The following is a 22983-nucleotide window of genomic DNA, read 5'->3' as shown; positions in this document are numbered from 1 at the left end:
GGCGCCCTCCTAAGATACCCGCAGTATGAATTCTTCATAAACTTGAACGATGAACCCATAAAGCTGTTGAAATAGAGTTAAGATGAGTAGCCCGATAAAAATGATGAGGGCTACAGCCACCGCTGTGAATAACAGGGTGACGATGGTCTTTAATAAGCCATATTCATGAATGACTAAAAGACCGAATAGTGCCATATAACCGACTAAGAACGCACTGATCGAATTCATTGCGTAGTAGATTGCAAGTTCTTCTGCAATTAAGAAGTTGGATATCAAAGTCATTGGTAAACCTATCCAAACGAGTGGAATAATTGCGTAACAAATGACTTTGAAGATTTCAACCATCTTGCCTTTGCCTTCAAATAATGAGGTGATTGACCAGTTGCCGATGGTAATCAAGACAACTGGTACCACCACTAGGAAGAAAGTACGGATAATTGAGAAATTCTCAACATAAGGTGCAGAAACTAAAAATCCAGAACTGGTGACGCTGATGGCGTTCGTAATAACCAGTAGTATTAGGTAGACGATTGCGACCGAGAGTTTGCCACGGTTTTCAAATTTGAAGTCGTCATAGCCTTTAAACGGATGGGTCAGTATGTAAAGAGGAAACTTAACGTAATCCTCTAGAAGTTGACGGAAAAATTGACTGTAATTGAATTGTTTGATTGCTTGTCCGATTTTTTGTAAATTCATTATCAATCGTCTCCTTCTCGTTTAATGGCGTTCTTGATAGACTTCGCTAATAGAATACCCATAATTACGAATCCACCGACTAGCACATACGGTAACGTATTGGCTAGTTGTTCATTACGGTTTTGCTCAAATGCTTTGGAATAATTGTAGTAATCATAACCTAATTTTAGATTGGTCATAGCTTGCTTGTGATTGCCTTCACGAAGTTGTGCACGACCGATACCTGCATAGGCTAAGAAATAGTTTGAGTTGAGTTTTAGAACACTTTCCCAAGTGGTTTTCGCAGCCACATACTCCATATCATAGTACTGAGTTGTTGCTAGATTAACTAATTCCCCGAATGCGATGGGTTCAAACACCATTAGGCTATTTGAGACATTATCGGTCACGAGGATGCGCTCATTTTGATAAGTAACAGCGGTTGGTCCGGATAACTTATTTTGTTCAGAACCTTTACCACCTGAAATGTATAAGAGATTCCCCTCAATGTCGTATGTAAATAAGCGACCACGGGTGTTATCTAAAATCGTGAAACGTTCGTTATCGCCATGAACAGCAACATCGATGATGGCTGAAGGTCCTGTAGTCGTACGATTGTCGGTCTCTTGGAATTTAGCATCCCCAACGACGCCGACATACCCTTTGGATTCTAAAATATTTCGACCTTTAAAGTTTAATTTCTTAACCGGTGCCCAGTATTCTAGACGTGACGCTGTGTAAATATACCCATCATCATCAATATCCATCGATGTGAAGGAAGTTTGTAGTTTTAATGCCATCTTCTCACGTTGTTCTTTGGTTGAAAAACGATAGATTAAAGCATCTAAAACAGATAACTTAATTGTGTTTGTTCCAAAATAACGGTTGAAGTTACCTTCGATATCAAACTCCATGATCCCTTCATATACGTCATAGGCAATGACATTCATACGTCCGGTACGGTCGACTGAGACACGTAACGGTTTGAAAACTAGGTTATCAAAGATGGCATCGTTTGGATTTTTAACTTCTTGAACCAAACGATCGTTCGTTAAATCGAAAATTGCGATACGGTTGTTGTTATAATCTGCAACATAAAGTAAATCGTTTAACACATGAATGCCTTGTGGGCTATTAAGCTGTCCAAGGGCGTCTGCTGGGTCTGGTAAACTTCTAACATAGTCGTAGTTTTCGTTGAATACGTGGATTTTATTAGAAGTTGCGTCCGATACATAAATCGAATCCTCATAATAGAATACATCACGTAAATCGCCTAAAGTGATGGGTTTTTCAACGCCTAAATCACTTTTAATATTGGAGTTATCGATGACTCTTAAGACATGCATCGCTTCTGAGGAATCAATGGTGTCCCAAAAAGCATAATTATAAGCAGCTTCAAGATTGACATTACTGAATGCTATACCAAGGAGGATGAGTGTGAATAATAATAGTTTTTTCATCATGGACCTCCTATTTAATACCGGAATGCGCCATCGTATCGATGATGCGTGATTGGCTAATGATGAATACTGAGATTGGTACGACCAACATCAATAAAGCAACTGCAGCGGATGCTCCTGTTCTCGCAATCCCACCCGCAACAATTTGTTGTAAGGCGAACGAGAGAGGTTTTAAGTTTTCAGTGAAGATGTAAGCTCCACCATCTGTTGACCAGAGTTGTTGGAACAACAAGATAATGACCGTTAACCAAGCTGGTTTGACTAGTGGCATTACCACTTTGAAGAATACACGGTATTCCCCAGCGCCATCCATCTTCGCCGCTTCTAAGAGTTCAGTCGGAATGGTTACCATGAACTGTCTCATTAAGAATAGACCCAGGGTGAAACCCCAAGATGGGATGATGATGGCTAAGTGGGTATCGATTAACCCTAACCATGAAATCACTAAGTAGTTTGGTACTGCTGTAACGAGTGATGAGAACATTAAGGAATAGACAATCAATTGGTTGATGAGTGCTTTTCCTGGGAATTTGTGTTTAGCCAGTGGGTACGCTGCGAGGGCCGCGAACAACACGTGTCCAGATACCCCAACAATCGTAATGACCAAAGTATTGAAGAAATATCTTGAAATCGGAATACGGGTATTCCCAATTAAGTTGAAAAGATCCACGAAGTTATCTAATGTAAAATTTCTTGGAAATAGTCTTGGTGGGAATAGGAAGATTTCATCTAACGGTTTGAAAGCATTCGCAATCGTAAATACGAGTGGATAGGCACTGAATAAGCCAAATCCAATTAATAATAGACTGAGTGCGAAATCGCCTTGCCACGAACGGCTTAGACGTTTTTTGCCTTTTTTAACGGCCTTCTTACGTTTAATATTGGATAATTTTAAATCTCTTAACTGGGAGATGTCTTTGGATTCCATCCTAGCTACCTACCCTTCTTAAAACTTTTTGGACAGCTAAGTTCGCGACCATCATAATTAAGAATAGAATGGTTGCGATGGCGCTAGCGTAGCCGAGTTCCATACGTTGTGATCCGGCACCGAAGTCGATCAAGTGGGTGATGATGGTATGTCCACTATACTCTACGGATGGGAACCCTAAGAGTTGAGTAGATACCGATGCAATCCCAAAGGACGAGGTAATTTGCATTAAAGCACCAAACATCAATTGTGGCATCATTTGAGGCAGTGTCACGTACCACAACTCTTGCCAACGGTTACGAATCCCATCGATGGCAGCCGCTTCATAAAGCGATTTATCGACTGTTTGTAACCCTGCAACGAAGGATAGGAAACTGATTCCTAAGGATAACCAAAGTTGAACGATGATGATAATCATGAGCGCGTATTCTGGGGTTTTTAACCACAAAATTGGCGCATCAATGAGATTGCTTGAAATTAAGAATGCGTTTAGGTAACCATACATGTCACCATTAAAAATCAATTGCCATAACAGGAATGCGGATCCACTAATCGAAGGTGCATAGAATACCACGGTTAAGACCCAACGGATTTTTGGTGGAAGTTCATTAATAAGCCAAGCGAAAATGAATGAGGCTGCGTAACTGATTGGACCAATGATGATCGCAAGGATAAATGTATTTCTTAAGGCGATTAAGAACACATCATCGTATAAAAGCAAGTAGATGTAATTTTCTAACCACACCCATTTAGGTGGATTTAGCATATCAAACGTCGTGAAACTCAAGAATAAGCTCATGATTACGGGCAAGATGGTAAATGTGAAGAATATGATTAAGAATGGGGCCATCATGCCGTAATAAACTTTCTTAGATTTCATTTGTTTGAAAAGCGATTGTTTGTATTTTAGATTTTGTGTCATAAGCCTAATTCATTTCGCTTTCTAGTAATCTCTTCATTAATCTTTAAATGATAATGATACAGGGCATCCTGTGGTGAAACATTGCTATTTAAGACACTTCTAAAGGCGTTATCAATGTGTCTACCAACGATGTAATCGCCAGGTACTGTCGGAATCCCGACTGCTTTTTCACGTTGTGCTTTTAAAGTGAGGTAATCTTTGACTGGCCAAGGGAGTTGTTCAAAGGCTTCAAGGTTCGCGGTTGGATAACGTGCAGCCGAACCAATGATGGCTTCCATACCTCTTGCATAATCGGTTTGGGTATCTTTACTTAACCACCACTTTAAGAAGGTCCATGAAGCTTCTTTATGTTTCGTGTTGTGCAAGATGACAGAAGACGATACAGTGGATGTGGATTCTTGATGTAATTCACCATCACGATTCACCCCAGGAATTAAAGCATAATCCCATTGACCTGCAATTTCAGGTGCGAATACGCTTAAGGTGTTGTATAACGAATAGTTCGCGATACCAATTGGCATTTCACCACTTCTAAAACGGTTGGCGAAGTTCGCTTCTAGCGCGAATCCATAATCTGAATAGAGTTTAGTGAAGGCTAAGAATGCATCGATATTCGGTTTTTGTAACATCCCTGAAGATTCTCCATTGTTTAAATAGAGGTCCCCACCATTTTGACGCATCATCGCGTATAAAACGGTAGAAAGTGAGCCTTGTGAGACCGGAACATAAAACTCCAAATAACGTTTTTGTAAAATTGGTGAAATATCAATGACTTCATTCCAAGTTTGTGGAATTTGATTGACACCTATACTTTGTAAAATATCTTTACGGTAGAACATGACTAAGAAGTCTTCTGTGTCAGGTAGTGCATAGGTTGAACCGTTAAACGTGAGTGCTTCTAACGCGGATGGGCTAAACCAGGAAGCGACATCCTCGAAATCTTCAAATGTCGATAAATCAACAATGGCGTTACGTATACCCCAGTTAACCGGCATCTTTTGATCGACACCAATCGCGACATCAGGACCATTACCTGATAGCGTTGCTTGAAGTAGAATACCCATATTAACCATCTTCAAGTTGACGTTAACGCCTTCTTGTGTGGTAAAGGATTCATCAATTAATTGCCGGAGTAAGGTGGTTTGATCTCTACCTGTACCGATCCATACTTCGATGGTTGGGCCATCAGCTTTAACCCCTGAACCTAAGTCCGTATCTTCCATGAAGGAACCAAAGAATAAGGTAAGTTCATGCCACATCTTTTGGAAGAAATTGACTTTGATACTTGGTAGTTTATATGAATTTCCTGAAATGATGATTTGGTCTAAGGTTAAAGGTTGTTCAGAAACATTGATAACCCAAGAGCCTAACGAGGAAATGTTTTGTTCAAATTCACGTAACCCATTTTGAACGTTCTTTTCATCGGTAATAAATTTGTCTAATTGATTTAAAGCACGGTCGAACGGAGAAATCAAGGAACTTCTACCACCTGAGATTTCAATGATATCGGCTTTAACTTCTTTAAGTTCCGATTGAAAACGATCTAAGCGTTCGTTGAAATTTGGAATGTAACGATCTAACAAGTAATCTTGATATGGGTCTGGATTTAATCCTGTACGCATAACAACTTCACGGTAGAATGATCTAAAATCTTGAATTAAGACATTGACACGTTGAACAATTTCACCGTAAGTACCAATGTTTGCTTGTAGGGATAAGGTGTTTTTACCTGCCTCTAAGTACACATACTGAGGGTTCTTTTTAGTGCCTAAAGTAACATATTGAAGGCTATTTTTATATTTGAATTCAACTTGAGAAGCTTCTTCAAATGGGACTTCACCGTTTACTTTTAGGGTTCTCGTTGAACTTTGACCATTTGAGAAATTTTGAATCGCTTTAAAATTCAGCTTGTAAAAACCTGCTTCTTGAACTTCAACTTCCCAAGTGATTTCATCACCTGCAATACGCCAGTTATTACCACCGATTGCGTTGTAACGTGTAATGAATGATTCATAAGGCGAGAACTTGAATGTTGAATATTCAGCGATTGGGTTTAAGGATGGTGAACTCTTTAAGAAAGATTCTTCGGCTTCGATGATGTAGTTTGCTTCTTTTACGACCGCACCTTGAGCTTGATGGGTTTGATAATAGGTTGCGTAACTTGGTGTTTTTTCGGTTTGAAATAATTCAATACTATTTAAAACTACTGGTTCACGTTTCCCTATCAACTCAATGGTATTGACACCGGAATTGAAGTAGAAATAATATGCTTCGTTGTAGTAACCAACACGGTCTTTAAATGTATCGGTTGACCACAAATGGACCTCTACTTGTTTTGGACGTATATCTGATGTCCCTTTCACACGACCTTCTGAGACTTTAAATGCGTCTTTAAAAAATCGGTGTAAAGAGATGGTTTCTGCTTCTACGAATGGGTATTCGCCGTTAATTTTAACGCCACGTTGAATACTTGAACTACGACCAACGATGTTCAAGTAAGTCGTCTTTATTTGATAATAGCCAGCTTCTTGAACCATCACATCAAATGTAATATCCCCAGATTCTGGAATGTAAAGTCCTTGTTTTGTCACAGATTGATCATCCGTAAAATTGGCTATATAGGGTTCATCGGATTCAACCAAGCCATTTTTATAGTCAAAAAGACCCAAATTCACCGAAACAGGTGTCGTTGGATAGACCGGATTGAATTTGGCTTTATAAGTGGCGTAAGTCGATTCTGATTCTGTAGATTGAAGATCGAATACTGAAACGTTATAGTCACTGCTTAAAGCGCTTACTTTTTTAGGATTGGATAACCATAAGCCCAAGGGTAATGCCAGGACTAAGGTGACCAAAATGATTTTTTTCATGGGTTGCCTCTTCTATTTTTAAAGTTGTATAGTCAATTCAAATATAGTATAGCACGAGCTTGCTTGACTAGTCAAGTTATATCTGGTGTCTTTACTGTAAGTAAGACTCTAGAGTTTTGTAGAAATCTTCACGTAAAGAATCGATTTCTACATAAGGTTTATGCAGAATATACGCGATGATAAGTAATAGTCCACTGATTCCGATAATAATACCTAGTAATGGAATCCATAAGATTACATAAAGTACTAAGAACAAAATCAGGATAGCTATGAAGCTTCTTAAAACGAATCCTACAGTGAGTAAGTAACTGTGTTTGAAAATGCCTTTAAATCGAACCGGGTAAAGCATCGTTAAAATTAAACCGTGATAAAAAGCTACAATCGTAATCAACCACATGAAAGTCGTTATCATTAAAGCGATAAAATTGAACCAGTTAAAAGGGTCTAAATTTGTGTAAAAAAACGTCATATTGAATCCTAAAACGAACAATAGTAATTCATAAATCAAGCCTGTTTTAAGTGCAGTTTTCCATTTGGTTTTTATAACTTGGAAGTAGGTTTGAAATACGTTCATCGATGGTTTCTTTAAAATGCCTCTCATCGTAAGGATCCCACTTGAGAGTGCGATTGGCAAACCAAAAACCCCTAAACCGACCACTGTGGTTAGGATCATGAGCAAGTTTAACCAGATCATTTTAAACAAAAGATCGGTGTATTGATACAGTTTTGAATTCACATAACGTTCAAAAAAATTCATTTTTAAGTCCTCCATATAAAACACAAGAACAAGCAACGCATTGTTGCTTGTTCAATGTTTTATTTAATTTTATTATTTTATTGCAGGTGTTCCGATGGTAACTGTGATTGTCTTAGCATCTTTAAATGTAGACATATCGCCTCTCCAACCAGCTGTACCTGAAGCTGCAGTTGGGAATGTAGCCCATTCGACGATGAATGCATACGCTGCGATTTCTCTAGCGTTACCGACAACTGGTGCATTTTCGCCCACTTGTACTTGAAGTGTAGAGCCTAGTTGTTTACCAATAATCATCACATCACCCGCAGCTAGATATTCTCTAATATTGGCTAATTGTGCGGTTTGGCTTGCATACCCAGGGTCATGGAACCAACCCTTTTCAGGTGTATAGGTTGCGGCGTGGGTTGCGGTTGCTAAAATGTTACGAACAAACTTCACTTTGCCTTGACTATCTAGTAACGCGATGACGGAAGTTGCCTCTGTCATAGCACCTGTGTATTCGTATGTACCTGTGATCACAAATACATAGGATTCATAGGTGTTGTTGAAACCACCATTACGTTTTAAGAAATAGGCTTCGGCTGTCATTACCATCGCAGTTGTCTTCACATTGCCAATGGTAATTTGAGTCGTAGTTACTTGGTTGATAAATACTTTGTTAGAGAATGAAGAGTCTGTGTGTGTCGCTAAGCCAATACCTTTAACGATATAGCCATTGTAACCGTTGAAACGTTCTCTCACAACTGATGTATCAAATGAATTGGTTTTGGATGTGCCAACCAATACGTTAACTGTTGCTGTAACTTGTACATAGATTTCATAGAAGTCAGTGCCTTCTACTGCTTCCCACTTCAACAATTCAACATTTTCTGTATCTGCTGCAATCACTGGTGCTGATAAGTTTTGAATTTCAACTTTCTTGTAGGTAATCACATTAGAAGGTTGTGACGAACTGTACTTGAATTGGTCTTGTGTATTCGCAACCACTGTAATCTCATAGCCATCATTTGTTGACAGTTCTAACGCAAGTTTAGATAAATCAACTGAGGTTGCTGTAATCGGATCACCAAATGCTACGCCATCGACGAATAATTGATAGTTTAATGCACCTGGAATAGCGTCCCAAGATAGAGTATGACGGTTTAATTCAATTTCTGGGGTATTGATTGGATCTGGCATCTTAATCAATACACGGAAATCTTCAACTAAATCAAGTTCAATATCAGTTAATTCAAAAATATCTTGGAAGTCTTTAGTGACTGCGCCACCTGTATAACCTGTGTAGAATAGGTTAGATACTAAGAAGATACGAGCTGATTGTGGGGCTACTGCACTTAAGAACATGATATAACCATCTGCTGGAATTAAGTCTGCTACTTCATAGAATAAATCGCCACCAGCTACGCCTTCACGGTTCCAGTTTAATGTCGTATGCGTGGTAGTTGTAACGCCATCCACAACGTCCATTTGTAGGTAGACACCTGTTTGGAATCTAGCATGAATGATGTTGAAATCTTTATCTGTTACGATGAGGGAACCATAAGGCAATAATGGTAAATTGTTGTTAGTTGGGTATTCAGAACCATGTTCAGCAACTTGAGCCACAAAGAATTCTTTGCTCATAACATGTAAAATGTCTTGTGTTCTGAATGCAGCACCATAAGTACCATTATTTTTGAATGCATTGTCGTCATTATAAATATAAGGTACCCATTTGTTACCGATGACTGCTGCATCTACAGTAACGTCTAAGGCATCGATAACGCGAATGATACGTTCTGTATTGGTTTTGTTACCACTCTTATCTTCTGCAGTATAAACGATTACATATTCGCCTGCAGCGTCTTTGTCATATGCGGAATCATCATAAGTAATAACGACATCATAGCCATCGCGGTTATCTCTTGCGACAATACCTTCCATTAAATCGATTTCAACTGTTTCTAAGTGCTCTGCAGCAGCTAACTTACCGTTGATCGTATTCATGAATGCTGGAGCAACTGTATCTAAAGCAGCGATTACTTTAACTTCAAAAGTTTTATCCTTTTTAGCTTCGCCATAGGATAGTGTTGCTGTTAGAGTAACGGTTTGGTCAGAGTTGCCTCTAGTAACCACACCTGTGATTGAAATTATGTTTGCTTGACTGGATTTCCAAGTCACTTTCACATCACCAACAGTTCCAGGTAATGTTAAATTCTTTGTTACGGATGTCGCACTGTCGCCAGATTGGAACGTAACATTTAGTGAATCAAAAGCTTCATCAACGAACGCTTGATCTGATTTTTGAACGCATGCAGCTAAACCAAATACTGCAACAACCATCAGAACAAGTGCAAAGAAGCTTTTCGCAATTCTAAATTGTTTCATTTGTTTTCCTCCACTTTAATTGTATATACATCTAACCACATTATAATATCGTTCAAATGTATAGTCAAGTGTTTTTGAAAGCGTTTTAAAAATTATTGAAAAATAAAAGGACCCGAGGGACCCTTTATTGTTTAGAGCTGAACCCGTAATCTAAATACTTGAAATTCATGTACGGTTCTTTAGATAGCACTTCTTCAAAAAACGGTAGGGTTTGGTTAGGATCTAATATGATCTGATCGATCCAATATAGAAGTTCGTCGGCTCTACGGATTTGTCCAAAGAGTCTAGTCTGCAATACTTCTAACCCAAACGGACGGTATCTATCGTGCCACAATCCTTCAAACGATTCAATTAAAGATTTCATCTTTAGTTTGAATTGCTTGACCAGTCTTATTGTACGACTAAACGTCTTCGTTGTAAAGTAGTCCTCTAAGCAAGCCTGTCTAATTTCTAATTTAAGGCGTAAAACATCAGCGAGTGCTTTAGCATGAGGTGCATCAATCGTCTTAAGTTCTTTAAGATACTGTTTTGTTTTTTGAATATATGGTTTTAAAGCTTTCGGTTCATAACCGGTTAAGTCGTTTAGATAAATGCCTAAAAGGAGATCATCCCATAATAATTTAACTGGATAATACCCTAATTGATTGATTTTAGTTTGAACTAACCAGTTTTCGTGCGTTATCTCTTCTAGATTATTATAAAATACAGGACTTAATAATCCCTTTGTCATCCATTTAGTGACATCAAAGAGACCTAGAAATACAGATTCATAATCTACGTAAGCACCATCGTCTTGCCAATGGGTGAAGATGATTTTCTTAAGATTGCATTTTTGAGCGGCTTCGATTGCGAGCTTAGCCGTCTTTTGTGTTTGTTCTTGATCGTATATTAACTTTGTCCAAATCCAAGTCCCACTGGCCATAACTACATCGAGTCCCATTTTTTGGTGGATTTGAATCATTTTCTCATAGACTTCTGGTTTTAAATTATAGTAGTCCCAATAAACCATGGTAATGTCTTTTGGAATCTTGCTTAAAAACGCCTCTTCAAAAGTAATGGTTGTATCATAATAATATTCGGTTTGAGAACGGTGTCTAAAAAACATATCCGACCACATTAAGATGTGAGCATACCCTTTTTGCTTACAAAGACTATAAACCCAGTTGAGATGTTCTAAGAATAAGTCTTCTGGGTTATGGTAACCGTGTTTTTTATAGTAAGTCCCTAAACTAAAGCCAAAGGTTTCATCCATACCAATGTGGATTTGATTGGTTCTAAAGGTATCTTGACAAAAATCAATCATCGCTTCGATGAGTGGTTTCGCAGTATCGATTCGAAGCACATCCGCTTGGTCTTTAAATGGCGATGAACTCGGCCATCTTAAAAACTGACCCATATGACCTAAGGTTTGAATACAAGGAACGAGCTCAACACCTAGATGAAAGGCATAATCATCTAAGTCTTTGAGTTCTTTTTGTGTGTATTTGCCTCTTAAGTAGCCAAACTTTGGGTAATCTTTGAGTTCATACACATCTTCCATGTAAAGCCAAATCTGATTAAATCCCATAAGGGCTTGTCTACGAATTACCGATTTAAAATAATCTATTTTGAATACAGCATTTCTGGATAGATCAACCATCGTACCTTTAACCGAGAAGCCATCATCCGGTAAAGAAATACCAGTGGTTTCTAAGTGTTTTAGATAGAGTAATGCACTTGGAATACTTTTATAGTAAAGTGTATCACTTTCTTGTTTTGTTTCATCAGATACTATGAAGTGTTTAATCTTGTGCTGGATTTTGAGTTGTTCTAATAAGTCTTTCATTAGATTTTCTTCTTTCTAAGTAGGAATACTGCTACTAAAATGACACCAAGAGCTCCTATAGGTAATGTGATGGCTAGTATAACAGCCGTACCCAAGGGTTCATCCGTTTCAGGTTCTAAAGGTGTTTCTGGATCAGTAGGGAGTTCATACTCATAAGTGAACTCATAGGAGAATTCCTCACCTGTTTTGAGTTCGTAGTGTACTTCAAAATTATGTGTACCAGGTTCAATTAGATCGAAGGTGGCTTTACGTAACCCTGCATATTGTACTAGAGCTATCTTTTGGGTGCTCTTTTCTGTATAAATCACATACATTCGGTCGATGAGACGTTCTGGGTCATCAAAACTGATTTCAATTTCGAAAGTGTTTGATTTTAGAATCCCCTCTGTTTTTGTAATGGTTGGATAGACTGTCTCTTTGACATAGAATGCATAGATGACTTGATTGAAGACGACTTGATTGGTAGTTAGGTCCACAACAGAAACTGCGTTATCGATTTTCGAATCCAGTTCAAAAGTTACTGTGGTTTGAGATATGTTTTGTTGAATACCATTTAATAAGACTTTATAGTTGGTACTTGGCAGAGTCAACATTAAGGTTTCATCGGTTAGTTCGGATTGAACAAGTGCTTTCGCTTTTGGTTTAATGAAGAATACGGCATTTGAGACTGCTCGGTATGTTGTTGGACCACCTTCAGAGGGACTATTTATGATTTTGAAGTCTTCCCCTGATTTGATAATGGCTTGTGTCGAACCACCACCATCTAAGTTAAAACCATTTTTCAAACCATTCGCTTGCATAATCTTCGCGAATTCTCTTAAGTTCACACCTTGAGAAAAGCCTGTTTGACGACCATCTACTGTAATCAAGACCGGACGATTTTGGCTATCGAATCCAATACCAGTTCTTGGGTGACGGTCCTCTCTAATTCCCTCGTTTTGATCACCAATCTCAGAGAACGGTTTAATCGTATCGTTATCGAGTATTTGTGAACCAACACCAAGCAAGGTATTGGATTCACCGACACCACCCGCTTCTTTTTGAATTTTGATGACACTATTCGGTAATAATGCATTGACGCTTTCGTCTTTAGATAGGACTGAAACTTTAGTAGTACTTGTCTCGATGACACTATTCTTTTCGATAGGGTTGGTAGCGTAATAGAAGGATTGACTGTTCGTAAACGATTGCATGTTAAGGGTATAACTATAATGAAGTCCACTTGGTTTAGTCACAGAGTCATAGTTGTAAAATACACCTGTTTGACCAGCTTCAATGGTAGAGTCATTGATGTTTTCAATAGCAACTACTTTAAGCAAAGCATGCGAGACTCGGTCGTATAAATAGAGTTTATAATTCCCATAAGAAATCGTCTTTTGAGATTTTACAAATTGTCCATTTGAATTCAGTTCAATAGATAAGTATTTACTGTGGTTATCAGCTTTGATGAGTTTAGATCCGAATATCATATTCGCACTGATCGTGGAACCAGTCGTAAAGTAATCCCCATTTACCCCTGCGATAACTTCATAATCCGGATTTTTCAGATTAAAATCACGAGCGAGCGATAAGACGTCTTTGTTGACAAGTTTTCCACTCTCGTTGAAATAACTCCAGGTGGTCATTTGTAGAGAATCGTCTGGTTTAAGTATAGTGACATTTTGTTTTGAAGTCGTTCCGGCATCGTTCGTCACTGTCGCGGTGATATTGGTTTGTGTAACACCCGATACGGTTTCAGTCGTTTGGTTATCGACTTGATAGCCGAGTTCAGCAGCTTGTAGTTGAAGGGGTAATAAAAACAGAAGTAAAAGTAATACACTGAGTTTTTTCATCGGTTAACCTCACTCGGACGAATAGATATCATTTGACCCCCAGTTATTGAATCGATTGGAGTCGCATAAAAAGCTTTTGGATTTGGACACTGTATGGTAACAGAAATGTCATCATTTAAAGGGTTTTAAATAATGTGTTGTTTTCTTTGTAATATAAGAAACAATTTTTCCACTGGGCATTGAGAATTTCAGTTTTAGTTAAAATCGCTTCTTTACCTTCATTTCGAACTTGATCAATGGCATTGACACGTTTATATGTTTTCGGCATATCTGTTCCATGACCTTTAGAAGAAAACATCGGACTTAAGAATGTTTGTGGAACTTTCATCTGATAACGTCTTCTTAGATTAGCAGAATAGGGTAGTCTAGATACATCAATTACAGTAATCTGTAGTTGCATAAAGTTGGGTTTAGGGCTGAATAAAGATAGTTTGAGTGTATCGCCTGGTAAATAGTAGTATTCAGTAAAAGAGGGATGGTATTGTGCATAAATATTCTTAATCCCGTTTCGTTCAGATAATAATGTCGCTGCGTAGTTACGACCTTTTTCTAAATCATAGGTCCCGATATCTTCAAATTCATCGGTAATATACCGCCAAAACGGACGATAAACAAACGCCCCAGTCGAGATTTGATCGTCTAAATACCCTCTAAATAGGGCTAAACCAACATCAGATTCATCACTCGCATGTCCACCCATATAAATGGAGGAAACGTCCAAGTTTTTATGATTTAAATCAACCACATGTTTTGCTTTATAGTTTTGATCGTATCTTCTAATAAATGGTATAGGAAGCGTGACGGTCCCTTCGATACCATAAAAAGGGTATTCGATGCTCATCACTTTATGATACCAAGCCCCACCAAAACACGCTTGTTTTTGTAAGGCTATTTTGATTTCTAATGGTTTTACTGCGATATTATCCATAGGTTCACCGCTTTCATGGTCATTATATCAATAATCTTTTTACTTGTCTATACAAAAAGCCGTTAAAAAAAGACCAGTTTTTATCTGGTCTAATTTGAATTATTTTAGCCTTTAATGGCGTGTTGAACGAATTTGTATTGGTCAGCTCGGTAAAATGATTTCACATACTCAAATGGACGCCCATTCGATAAGAAGGTGTTACGAACAATGAGTAATGTTGGGACATTCTTATTGACTTCTAACGCAACACTCACTTTTGAATCCGCAGAAATGGCTTCAATCTGTTGAATGCAGTACGAGATTTGCATACCAAGTTCATGTTCAAGGTATTGGTAAAACGAGCCTTGCAAGTTTTCTTTACCGATGGTTTTAAAAAGATTCCCCGGGATGTAGAGTTGTTCAAATAGTACTGGAATGTCGTTACCGTAGCGAACACGTTCAACATGAATCACTTCATCGCCTTCGTTTAAGAAGAGTTTGTCTGCGATGTCAGGCGAAGCTTGAACCCGTTCGAAGGATAGAATCTTATTAGAAACTTTACGACCAGTCGCCGCCATTTCTTCAGTGAATGAACGTACACCGTGGATATTCTTTTCAATCTTTCGCTGTGAAATGAAAGTACCCTTACCCTTATGACGGAATAGATACCCATCATTGACCAGATTGTTTAGAGCTTGTCTAACGGTCATACGGGATACGTTGTATTGATCCTTGAGCTCATTTTCTGAGGGTACAAGGTCCCCACTTTTAAGTTCTCCTTGATTAATTTTGAGTTTGATGTCATTTTCGATGACTTTGTAAATAGGTGTGATCATGTGGTTACCTCTTTTTTTTATAAGTTAAACTTATTTTGATTTGTCTTTGATTTCAATTGTTTTTTGTGGATTGACCCCTTATAATATCTAATAGAATTGAAAGAGGTGTGTTCTATGCGTCAATTTTTTGTTTTTGATATCGGGGGAACCGATATTAAATATGGGGTAATTACTCAATATGGTGAACTCATTCATAAAGCGATGATGCCTTCTAGAGGCGCTTTAGGTGGAAAATTCATTATTGAAGATATCATTCAAGCTGTAAATCAAATGAAGGATTCGTTCAAGGGTGAAGGTATCGCAGTTTCATCAGCTGGTGTAATCAGTTCACAAACGGGTGAACTACTAAGCGCAACCAACGCTATTCTTGATTTCATTGGTCTTAATATTATTGAAGAATTACAATCTGCTCTTCATCTACCTGTTTCGGTTATGAATGATGTCAACTCAATGGCACTGTGTGAATACCACATGGGTGCTGGTAGAAATGCGTCTTCGATGATTGCTTTAACTGTGGGTACCGGTATAGGTGGTGCAATCGTATTGAACGGTCACCTCATTGAAGGTAACGGATTCAGTGCTGGTGAATTTGGATTGATGCAAATTGAAGGTGAAGTCTATGAACAAATCGCTTCTACTTCAAGTTTGGTTAGGGCTGCTAAAAAGCAAATTAGTTCGGACATTGATAATGGTGTCGCTGTGTTTAAACTCTTTGATGAAGGCCACCCTGGTGCGATTGAAGTGGTCAATCGTTTCTATCAGAATTTAAGCATTGGAATTGCGAATATTGCCTATGCTTTTAACCCTGAAATCATTGTCATTGGTGGTGGTATTACAGCTAGACCATCCTTTATCGAAGAATTGAAATCACACGTTCTACCAAGACTTAGCGATCACCTTATCAAGTACACAACATTGAAAGCGGCACAATATAAGAATGACGCAGGCATGGTTGGAGCGTTCTACCATTTCCTAAACCGTTATCCAAATTTTAAGTAAATCATAGTACTATTATATCGTGCTCATCTTGACTTTACAAGTGAAGTTTTCTAATATAAATTAGGCTGCCTTTAGGCAGTCTTTATTTTTTCTAATCAACTTATCTATACAATCTAGATTGCAATTTATTTTTTTGATGATAAGATATTAATAGACACATTACAATGAGAAATCGAAGGTGTATTACACGTGATACTAGAAAACAAATGGATCGTATTAGAAGATAAGGTTGTGTTTGGAGATTTAATTCTAGAAAATGGAAGAATTAAAGAACTCCACAAAAAGGAACCTCGACAGGATTTACCAGTAGAGTATGTTATGCCGGGATTCATCGATTTACATATTCATGGTTCAAATGGCTTCGATGCGATGGATCCTGAAACAGATGCTGTTGAAAAAATGGCGCTTTCGTTAGTTAAAGAAGGTACGACAGCTTTCTTACCAACAACGATGACTCAAACCAAAGAAAATATTGACCGCGCATTAAGTAATATTGCAGACTATGTACTCAATCAAAACCCAAATGCAGCCGTGGTTTTAGGTGTTCATTTAGAAGGTCCTTTTATTCATAAAGGGGCGGCCGGTGCACAACCTCTAAATTGCATCATAGAGGCAAATACCACACTATTTGATCACTTCCAAAAAGTATCCGGTAATCAGATAAGAAAAGTATCGATCGCACCGGATATTGAAGGGGCTATGTCCCTCATCGAACACTTAAAAGAAACAGGTGTGGTGGCATCGATTGCGCATACAAAAGCGAATTACGATACGGTTGTCAAAGCCATTAAAGCTGGTGCAACCTCACTAACACATACCTATAACGCAATGACACCGTTGCACCACCGTGATGTTGGAGTGGTTGGTGCGGCATTACTTCACGATGAGCTCAATGCCGAACTCATCTACGACTTAATCCATGTCTCAATGCCTGCAGCGAAAATCCTGATCAAAGCAAAAGGGGTAGAAGGTGTATCACTTATTACAGATAGTATGCGTGCAAAATACATGACACCAGGTATTTATGATTTGGGTGGACAATCCGTTCACATTCAAAACAATGAAGCTCGTTTAGCAGATGGTACCTTAGCCGGATCCATTTTAAAAATGAATGATGGGGTCAAAAACTTGATTAAAACACTTCAACTTAGCCCTTCCATGGCATCCGTACTTGCTTCACTAAATCCCGCTAAACAACTTAAACTAGACCACCTAATGGGTTCTATCGAAGTTGGAAAACTCGCGAATCTCGTCATCCTCAATCAAGATTATGACGTTGTTCATACCATTATAAATGGAAAGGTCGTATTATAAACAATGAATATCCATATTTTAAGAAGTAAAGCAGAAATTGATCGTGCTGTGGCAGACTTATTCATAGAGCAAGTCAAAGCAAACCCTAACAGTGTACTTGGGTTAGCTACCGGGTCAACTCCGCTTGGTGTGTATGCTTTATTAGCCAAAGATCACAAAGAAAACCATACTGACTATCATAACGTTACAACTGTAAACCTAGATGAATATATTGGTTTACCTGATGGACATCCTGAATCTTATAAAGAATTTATGAAAAGAAATCTCTTTAACCACATCAATGTCGATTTCAATCGTGTACACATACCATCGATTCAAGGTACTTATGAGGAATCCTGTAAAGCTTATAATGACTTACTAAATCAGTTTGTTCCAGATATCCAATTACTAGGTATCGGCGCGAATGGCCATATTGGTTTTAACGAGCCTGGAACAAAAGCAGATTCCAAAACACACACAGTCTTACTTGCGGAAAAAACCCGCTTAGACAATGCTCGTTTCTTCAATCATATCGATGAAGTTCCAACCCACGCAATTACAATGGGAATTCAAAATATCCTGGATGCGAAACGCATCGTACTAATCGCTACAGGTGCTTCGAAAGCGGACGCAATTTACAAAATGATTACAGGTGAAATCACAGAATCACTCCCTGCCTCTTTCTTACAAAAACATAGCAATGTTGACATCTTCTTAGATAAAGAAGCTGCCAAACTATTATTAAAAAAATAACATCTAAGGGTGAATTGAATTGCCCTTAGATGTTTTCTTTTGTACATTTGAAATTTTTCGCGCTTAATCCTAAAATCTTCAATAAGGATTGTAAGGATTGTTGTTCTTCTTTGGATAGTATGCTAAGAACAGTTTTCATATTGGCTTCGTGTTGTGGGTAAATTTGATCCATGAATGCTTTGCCTTCTGGTGTCAATTCTACTTTAAAAATGCGTTTATCGAGTGGGTCTTTAGTTCTTGTGATCAAACCTCTCTTGGTAAGGTTATCGAGAACATAGGTCATCGATGAATTCGCGATTAATACTTTATCAATAATTTGTTGGACGGTTAATGCGCCTTTATGATAAAGGGCTTCGAGGGTACCAAATTCGCTTACATTCACGCCATAGCTTTGGACGTCTTGCTTGATTAGAGTTTCAAGGCTGTTTTTTGCACGGAACAAGACCGTGATGGTTTTTAAATCGTAGGAGATAGGGCACCTTCTTTATCGTAATTATTCCAAATTCGAAATACTATACATAGTATAACAAAAAAACCTAGGTTTTGTCCTAGGTTTTGCATTATTTCTATAATTTTGTATCGTCAATGGTATTTAAAAATGCTTCTAATGGCTTAATGGTCTTAAGAATTGTGCCATCCTCAAATGGACTATTGAGTTTCGCATCTTTCATCAATACGACAAATCCTTTAGATCCACCTAACTTACATAGCTCAACATAGGATGCCCACGCTTCTTGATGGTTCTCATGGTTACGAATCCAATATTGGAACGCACATACTTGGGCGAGCGTATAATCAATATAATAGAACGGGGATTGGAAAATGTGACTTTGTCTGAACCAGTAAGTACCTTTTTCCATGAAGTGGTCATCATCATAATCTTTGGATGGTTGATATACTTTTTCAAGTTTTCTCCAAGTAGCTTTACGTTCTTCTTTAGACATGTTCGGATTTTCATAAATTGCATGTTGGAATTCATCTACTAGCGCACCATAAGGTAAGAAGGAAATCGCACCGGATAAGTGTGAGAAATAGTACTTTTCAGCATCTTCTTTAAAGAATAGCGGTACCCAAGGCCACGCAAAGAATTCCATACTCATCGAGTGAATTTCACAGGCTTCATAACCAGGGAATCGTTGCATCGGATTGATGAATTCTCTAGCTTGATAGACTTGGAAAGCATGCCCTGCCTCGTGGGTTAAAACGTCGACGTCATGCGATGTCCCATTAAAGTTTGCGAAGATAAATGGGGCTTTATACCCTGGAATAAATGTACAATAACCACCACCAGCTTTTCCCTTTTTGGAGTCTAGTTCAAGCAGTTCGCTGTCTTTCATAAATGTAAAGAATTCATCGGTTTCTTTTGAGAGTTCACGATACATCTTAGTTGCTTGTTCAACTTGCCAAGTTAAATCGCCTTTAGGGGTTGGGTTACCTGATAAGAATGAAATGGTATCATAACTCTTAAGGTCTTTAATACCTAAACGCTTAGCCTTTCTTTGAATTAGTTTTTCAACAAACGGAACCACATCGCGTTTGATTTGTTCCCGGTAAGCTTTCACTTCCTTCGAACCATAATCGGTTCTACCTAAACGTTTATACCCTAATTCGACAAAGTTTTCATAACCGAGTGCTTTCGCAGCGTCGTTTCTAACTTTGACTAAATTGTCGTAGATTTCATCCAGCTCAGCTTCTTTTGAAGCGAAGAATTCAGAAATTTTAAGTTGGGCACGGTGTCTCGTTTCACGATCCTTACTTTGTGTAAATGGACTCATTTGAGAAAGGTTATATACCCCCCCATCAAATTCGATTTGAGCAGACGCGACTACTTTCGAGTACTTGCTATTGAGTTTATTTTCTTCTTGAAGTAGTGGAATAATCTTTTCGTCAAAAGATTTTAATGATACTTCGATTTGATTGAAGTAATGTTCTCCAAATACTTTAATCAATTCATTTTTAAACTTCGATCCGTAAACAAGTTTATTGAACTCGTTGACTAAGTTTTGAAGTTCAGGTGAAACCTCATCGATGAACTCCATCTCAGCTTCGTAAAATGGATCTTGTGTGTTTAATGAATAACGGATCGATACGAGTTGAGCCATAGTATCGACTTCATCTACTAAACTGAATACTTGTTTGATGATATCTGCTTGCATATGAGCGGATGATGCAGCTTTAAAATCAGCCATAACTTGAACATATTTAGCCTTAATAGCTTCTACATCAGGTCTTTGATATTGAAAGTCTTTAAATTTCATTAGGTTACCTCCAGTAATGTTATGAATAGTATAACACCATCTATTTAAAAATAGATAAGGATATTATCAAAAATGCGAAAAAAACACAGAAATCAAATGACTTCTGTGTATTTATTTTGGTGTTAATTATTCCACAAATTGGATGATCGCCATAGGGGCTGAGTCACCAAGACGTGGCAATGTTTTGATCACGCGGGTATAACCACCGTTACGATCTTTAAACTTAGGGGCAATTTCTCCAAACAGTTTTTGAACTGCAGTTTGACCTTCTTTGACAAGTTCGTCTCTAACGATTGTTAGGGCTTGGCGTCTTGCAGCTAATGTGCCTTTCTTACCAAGGGTGACCATCTTGTCAGCCAATTTGCTGAGTTCTTTAGCTTTAGCTTCTGTGGTTTCAATTTGTCCATGAATAATTAAGTCAGTAACCAAATCTCTAAGAAGGGCTCTTCTTTGAGCGCTGTTACGTCTTAATCTGCTATATCCTGCCATAGTAGTTCTCCTTATTCGTTGTCATCGTCAGAAGCAACGTCTAGTTTTCTACCGTTAGCATAACCAGCAGCAAAACTTAAACCTAAATCTTCTAACTTCTCTTTTACTTCTTTTAATGACTTACGTCCTAAGTTACGGACGCGCATCATTTCTTCTTCTGTCTTCTTAGTTAATTCAGCTAGCGTATTGATACCCGCTCTCTTCAGGCAGTTGAATGAACGAACCGATAGGTCTAATTCTTCAATTGGCTTTTCAAGTTTATGGGTGTTGGTTTCGCTTACTTTTTCAGACATGAAACTGATGTCGTGGGTGGTTGCGTCCAAGTCCACGATGACAGATAGGTAATCAATCATCATTTTCGCAGCTAACGATAAGGCTTCATGAGCTTTAATCGCGCCATTGGTTTCCACTTCCATAATCAATTTGTCATAATCAGCATCATTGTTGACACGAGTCTTTTCAACTTCGTAAGCAACACGATTGATCGGTGTATAGATCGAATCGATCGCAATCACGCCGACTGAATTGGAGAATGCTTTGTTCTTCACAGAACCGACATACCCAATGCCACGTCTGACGGTCATATACATCGATAATTTACCACCTTCAACCACAGTCGCGATGACTTGGTCAGGGTTAATAATCTTTATATCACTGTCATGAATAATATCTGAAGCGGTAACGACACCTGCACCGTTTTGGTGGATTTCAATTTCTTTTTCGAAATTTGGATCCGTTGAATCAACGGATAAGACCACTTTTTTAAGATTCAAAACAATACTCATCACGTCTTCCATAACACCTTCAAGTGTTGAGAATTCGTGTTCAGCTCCTTCAATCTTTACATTGACAATCGCTGCGCCTGGTAATGAAGATAACAGTACACGACGAAGTGAGTTACCAATGGTAATCCCATAACCTCTTTCGAGCGGGCTGATGGTGCAAATTGCTTTGGTACTATCGCCTGATACAGACTCAACCTTTACTTCTGGTTTCGAAAACTTAAGATCTTGCAAAATGATTACCTCCTTTATTTGTTATAGATATTATCCACGAGGACGTTTAGGTGGGCGGCATCCGTTGTGAGGAACTGGAGTGACGTCTTTAATCGCTGTGATTTCAAGACCTGCAGCTTGAATGGAACGAATCGCTGCTTCTCTACCTGGGCCTGGGCCTTTTACGGATACTTCAACTTTAATTACACCATGTTCGATTGCAGCTTTAGCAGCAGCTTCAGTGGACATTTGAGCCGCGAATGGTGTAGATTTACGAGAACCTTTGAAACCTAGTGCACCTGCACTGCTCCAAGCGATAGCGTTACCGCCTTGGTCTGTGATGGTGACGATTGTATTATTAAACGTGGTATGAATGTGAGCCATTCCAAGCGGAATATTCTTCTTTACACGACGTTTAGTTGTTTTTTTACCTGCCATGATGACCCTCCTTATTTCTTCTTATTCGCGATAGTCTTAGCTTTACCTTTACGAGTACGCGCATTTGTTCTTGTGTTTTGTCCTCTTACTGGTAAACCTTTTCTATGACGAATTCCACGATATGAACCGATTTCCATTAAACGTTTGATGTTTAATGTGACTTCTCTTCTTAAATCACCTTCGACTTGGTATTTTGCAACCTCAGTACGAATGCGGTTTAGTTCATCTTCTGTTAAATCCTTAACTCTTGTATCTTCAGATACGTGAGCATCTTTTAAAATTTGTTCTGAAAGACTTCTTCCAATCCCGAAAACGTAAGTTAAGCTAATAACTACGCGTTTGTCGCGTGGAATGTCAATACCTGCTATACGTGCCATAT

The 22983-nt window shown here is 38.4% G+C and carries 20 protein-coding genes; 3 read left to right on the top strand and 17 right to left on the bottom strand.

Annotated features, from left to right (window positions below; translation table 11 throughout):
• Nucleotides 1-9 precede the first annotated feature (9 nt).
• From N7603_RS01240 to N7603_RS01190, 11 genes are all read right to left on the bottom strand, one after another.
• Entirely contained in the window at nt 10-696 is a 687-nt protein-coding gene (locus N7603_RS01240; RefSeq protein ID WP_262095497.1) for a YIP1 family protein, read from the bottom strand.
• A gap of 2 nt (nt 697-698) precedes the next feature.
• A complete protein-coding gene (locus tag N7603_RS01235; RefSeq protein WP_262095496.1) occupies nt 699-2135 on the bottom strand; it encodes an NHL repeat-containing protein in 1437 nt (478 codons plus the stop codon).
• Nucleotides 2136-2145: 10 nt separating this feature from the next.
• Nucleotides 2146-3063: a carbohydrate ABC transporter permease gene (locus N7603_RS01230; RefSeq protein ID WP_262095495.1), complete on the bottom strand. Its 918-nt coding sequence runs from the start codon at nt 3061-3063 to the stop codon at nt 2146-2148.
• 1 nt (nt 3064) lies between these two features.
• Nucleotides 3065-3985 carry a carbohydrate ABC transporter permease gene (locus N7603_RS01225; protein WP_262095494.1) on the bottom strand — a complete coding sequence of 307 codons (921 nt, stop codon included), beginning with the start codon at nt 3983-3985 and terminating at the stop codon, nt 3065-3067.
• Nucleotides 3982-6855, bottom strand: coding sequence for an extracellular solute-binding protein (locus N7603_RS01220; protein WP_262095493.1), 2874 nt, complete (start codon nt 6853-6855; stop codon nt 3982-3984). The genes N7603_RS01225 and N7603_RS01220 overlap by 4 nt, the downstream gene beginning before the upstream one ends.
• 91 nt (nt 6856-6946) lie before the next feature.
• The gene (locus tag N7603_RS01215) at nt 6947-7612 is read right to left on the bottom strand and encodes a DUF624 domain-containing protein (protein WP_262095492.1); all 666 of its coding nucleotides are present in this window, start codon (nt 7610-7612) and stop codon (nt 6947-6949) included.
• A 72-nt stretch (nt 7613-7684) separates the two neighbouring features.
• Nucleotides 7685-9979, bottom strand: a complete 2295-nt coding sequence (locus N7603_RS01210; RefSeq protein ID WP_262095491.1) for an immunoglobulin-like domain-containing protein — start codon at nt 9977-9979, stop codon at nt 7685-7687.
• Nucleotides 9980-10103: 124 nt separating this feature from the next.
• Nucleotides 10104-11804, bottom strand: a complete 1701-nt coding sequence (locus N7603_RS01205) for a beta-N-acetylhexosaminidase (RefSeq protein WP_262095490.1) — start codon at nt 11802-11804, stop codon at nt 10104-10106.
• Nucleotides 11804-13636, bottom strand: a complete 1833-nt coding sequence (locus N7603_RS01200) for a phosphodiester glycosidase family protein (RefSeq protein WP_262095489.1) — start codon at nt 13634-13636, stop codon at nt 11804-11806. Before N7603_RS01200 ends, N7603_RS01205 begins: the two co-directional genes overlap by 1 nt.
• 115 nt (nt 13637-13751) lie before the next feature.
• A complete protein-coding gene (locus N7603_RS01195; protein ID WP_262095488.1) occupies nt 13752-14564 on the bottom strand; it encodes a hypothetical protein in 813 nt (270 codons plus the stop codon).
• 104 nt (nt 14565-14668) lie between these two features.
• On the bottom strand, nt 14669-15379 hold the full coding sequence (locus N7603_RS01190) for a GntR family transcriptional regulator (protein WP_262095487.1): 711 nt from the start codon (nt 15377-15379) through the stop codon (nt 14669-14671).
• Nucleotides 15380-15493: 114 nt separating this feature from the next.
• Between N7603_RS01190 and N7603_RS01185 the strand changes: the two genes are divergently transcribed.
• From N7603_RS01185 to nagB, 3 genes are all read left to right on the top strand, one after another.
• Nucleotides 15494-16378, top strand: coding sequence for an ROK family protein (locus N7603_RS01185; protein ID WP_262095486.1), 885 nt, complete (start codon nt 15494-15496; stop codon nt 16376-16378).
• A gap of 189 nt (nt 16379-16567) precedes the next feature.
• Entirely contained in the window at nt 16568-17692 is a 1125-nt protein-coding gene (nagA, locus tag N7603_RS01180; RefSeq protein ID WP_262095485.1) for an N-acetylglucosamine-6-phosphate deacetylase, read from the top strand.
• A gap of 3 nt (nt 17693-17695) precedes the next feature.
• Entirely contained in the window at nt 17696-18424 is a 729-nt protein-coding gene (gene nagB, locus N7603_RS01175; protein ID WP_262095484.1) for a glucosamine-6-phosphate deaminase, read from the top strand.
• Between the two features lie 25 nt (nt 18425-18449).
• On the opposite strand, the gene N7603_RS01170 is transcribed toward nagB, so the two are convergent.
• The 6 genes from N7603_RS01170 to rpsM all read right to left on the bottom strand — a co-directional run bounded on the left by N7603_RS01170 (nt 18450) and on the right by rpsM (nt 22981).
• Complete coding sequence (locus N7603_RS01170; protein ID WP_262095483.1) at nt 18450-18866, bottom strand: MarR family winged helix-turn-helix transcriptional regulator; 417 nt, start codon at nt 18864-18866, stop codon at nt 18450-18452.
• A gap of 124 nt (nt 18867-18990) precedes the next feature.
• Nucleotides 18991-20682, bottom strand: coding sequence for a M3 family oligoendopeptidase (locus N7603_RS01165; RefSeq protein ID WP_262095482.1), 1692 nt, complete (start codon nt 20680-20682; stop codon nt 18991-18993).
• A gap of 126 nt (nt 20683-20808) precedes the next feature.
• Complete coding sequence (gene rplQ, locus N7603_RS01160; protein ID WP_262095481.1) at nt 20809-21171, bottom strand: 50S ribosomal protein L17; 363 nt, start codon at nt 21169-21171, stop codon at nt 20809-20811.
• A gap of 11 nt (nt 21172-21182) precedes the next feature.
• Nucleotides 21183-22187, bottom strand: a complete 1005-nt coding sequence (locus N7603_RS01155; protein WP_262095480.1) for a DNA-directed RNA polymerase subunit alpha — start codon at nt 22185-22187, stop codon at nt 21183-21185.
• 30 nt (nt 22188-22217) lie between these two features.
• The gene (rpsK, locus tag N7603_RS01150) at nt 22218-22604 is read right to left on the bottom strand and encodes a 30S ribosomal protein S11 (protein WP_262095478.1); all 387 of its coding nucleotides are present in this window, start codon (nt 22602-22604) and stop codon (nt 22218-22220) included.
• Nucleotides 22605-22615: 11 nt separating this feature from the next.
• On the bottom strand, nt 22616-22981 hold the full coding sequence (gene rpsM / locus N7603_RS01145; RefSeq protein WP_262095477.1) for a 30S ribosomal protein S13: 366 nt from the start codon (nt 22979-22981) through the stop codon (nt 22616-22618).
• Between the last annotated feature and the right edge of the window lie 2 nt (nt 22982-22983).

This window comes from Paracholeplasma vituli (assembly GCF_025446935.1).
In the GTDB taxonomy this organism is placed as follows: domain Bacteria; phylum Bacillota_I; class Bacilli_A; order Acholeplasmatales; family UBA5453; genus Paracholeplasma; species Paracholeplasma vituli.
This window is presented reverse-complemented; position numbering and strand designations above follow the sequence as displayed.

Coding starts and splice junctions, on each gene's coding strand:
- N7603_RS01240 (WP_262095497.1), bottom strand. CDS start 696: ATGAATTTACAAAAAATCGGACAAGCAATCAAACAATTCAATTACAGT.
- N7603_RS01235 (WP_262095496.1), bottom strand. CDS start 2,135: ATGAAAAAACTATTATTATTCACACTCATCCTCCTTGGTATAGCATTC.
- N7603_RS01230 (WP_262095495.1), bottom strand. CDS start 3,063: ATGGAATCCAAAGACATCTCCCAGTTAAGAGATTTAAAATTATCCAAT.
- N7603_RS01225 (WP_262095494.1), bottom strand. CDS start 3,985: ATGACACAAAATCTAAAATACAAACAATCGCTTTTCAAACAAATGAAA.
- N7603_RS01220 (WP_262095493.1), bottom strand. CDS start 6,855: ATGAAAAAAATCATTTTGGTCACCTTAGTCCTGGCATTACCCTTGGGC.
- N7603_RS01215 (WP_262095492.1), bottom strand. CDS start 7,612: ATGAATTTTTTTGAACGTTATGTGAATTCAAAACTGTATCAATACACC.
- N7603_RS01210 (WP_262095491.1), bottom strand. CDS start 9,979: ATGAAACAATTTAGAATTGCGAAAAGCTTCTTTGCACTTGTTCTGATG.
- N7603_RS01205 (WP_262095490.1), bottom strand. CDS start 11,804: ATGAAAGACTTATTAGAACAACTCAAAATCCAGCACAAGATTAAACAC.
- N7603_RS01200 (WP_262095489.1), bottom strand. CDS start 13,636: ATGAAAAAACTCAGTGTATTACTTTTACTTCTGTTTTTATTACCCCTT.
- N7603_RS01195 (WP_262095488.1), bottom strand. CDS start 14,564: ATGGATAATATCGCAGTAAAACCATTAGAAATCAAAATAGCCTTACAA.
- N7603_RS01190 (WP_262095487.1), bottom strand. CDS start 15,379: ATGATCACACCTATTTACAAAGTCATCGAAAATGACATCAAACTCAAA.
- N7603_RS01185 (WP_262095486.1), top strand. CDS start 15,494: ATGCGTCAATTTTTTGTTTTTGATATCGGGGGAACCGATATTAAATAT.
- nagB (WP_262095484.1), top strand. CDS start 17,696: ATGAATATCCATATTTTAAGAAGTAAAGCAGAAATTGATCGTGCTGTG.
- N7603_RS01165 (WP_262095482.1), bottom strand. CDS start 20,682: ATGAAATTTAAAGACTTTCAATATCAAAGACCTGATGTAGAAGCTATT.
- rplQ (WP_262095481.1), bottom strand. CDS start 21,171: ATGGCAGGATATAGCAGATTAAGACGTAACAGCGCTCAAAGAAGAGCC.
- rpsK (WP_262095478.1), bottom strand. CDS start 22,604: ATGGCAGGTAAAAAAACAACTAAACGTCGTGTAAAGAAGAATATTCCG.
- rpsM (WP_262095477.1), bottom strand. CDS start 22,981: ATGGCACGTATAGCAGGTATTGACATTCCACGCGACAAACGCGTAGTT.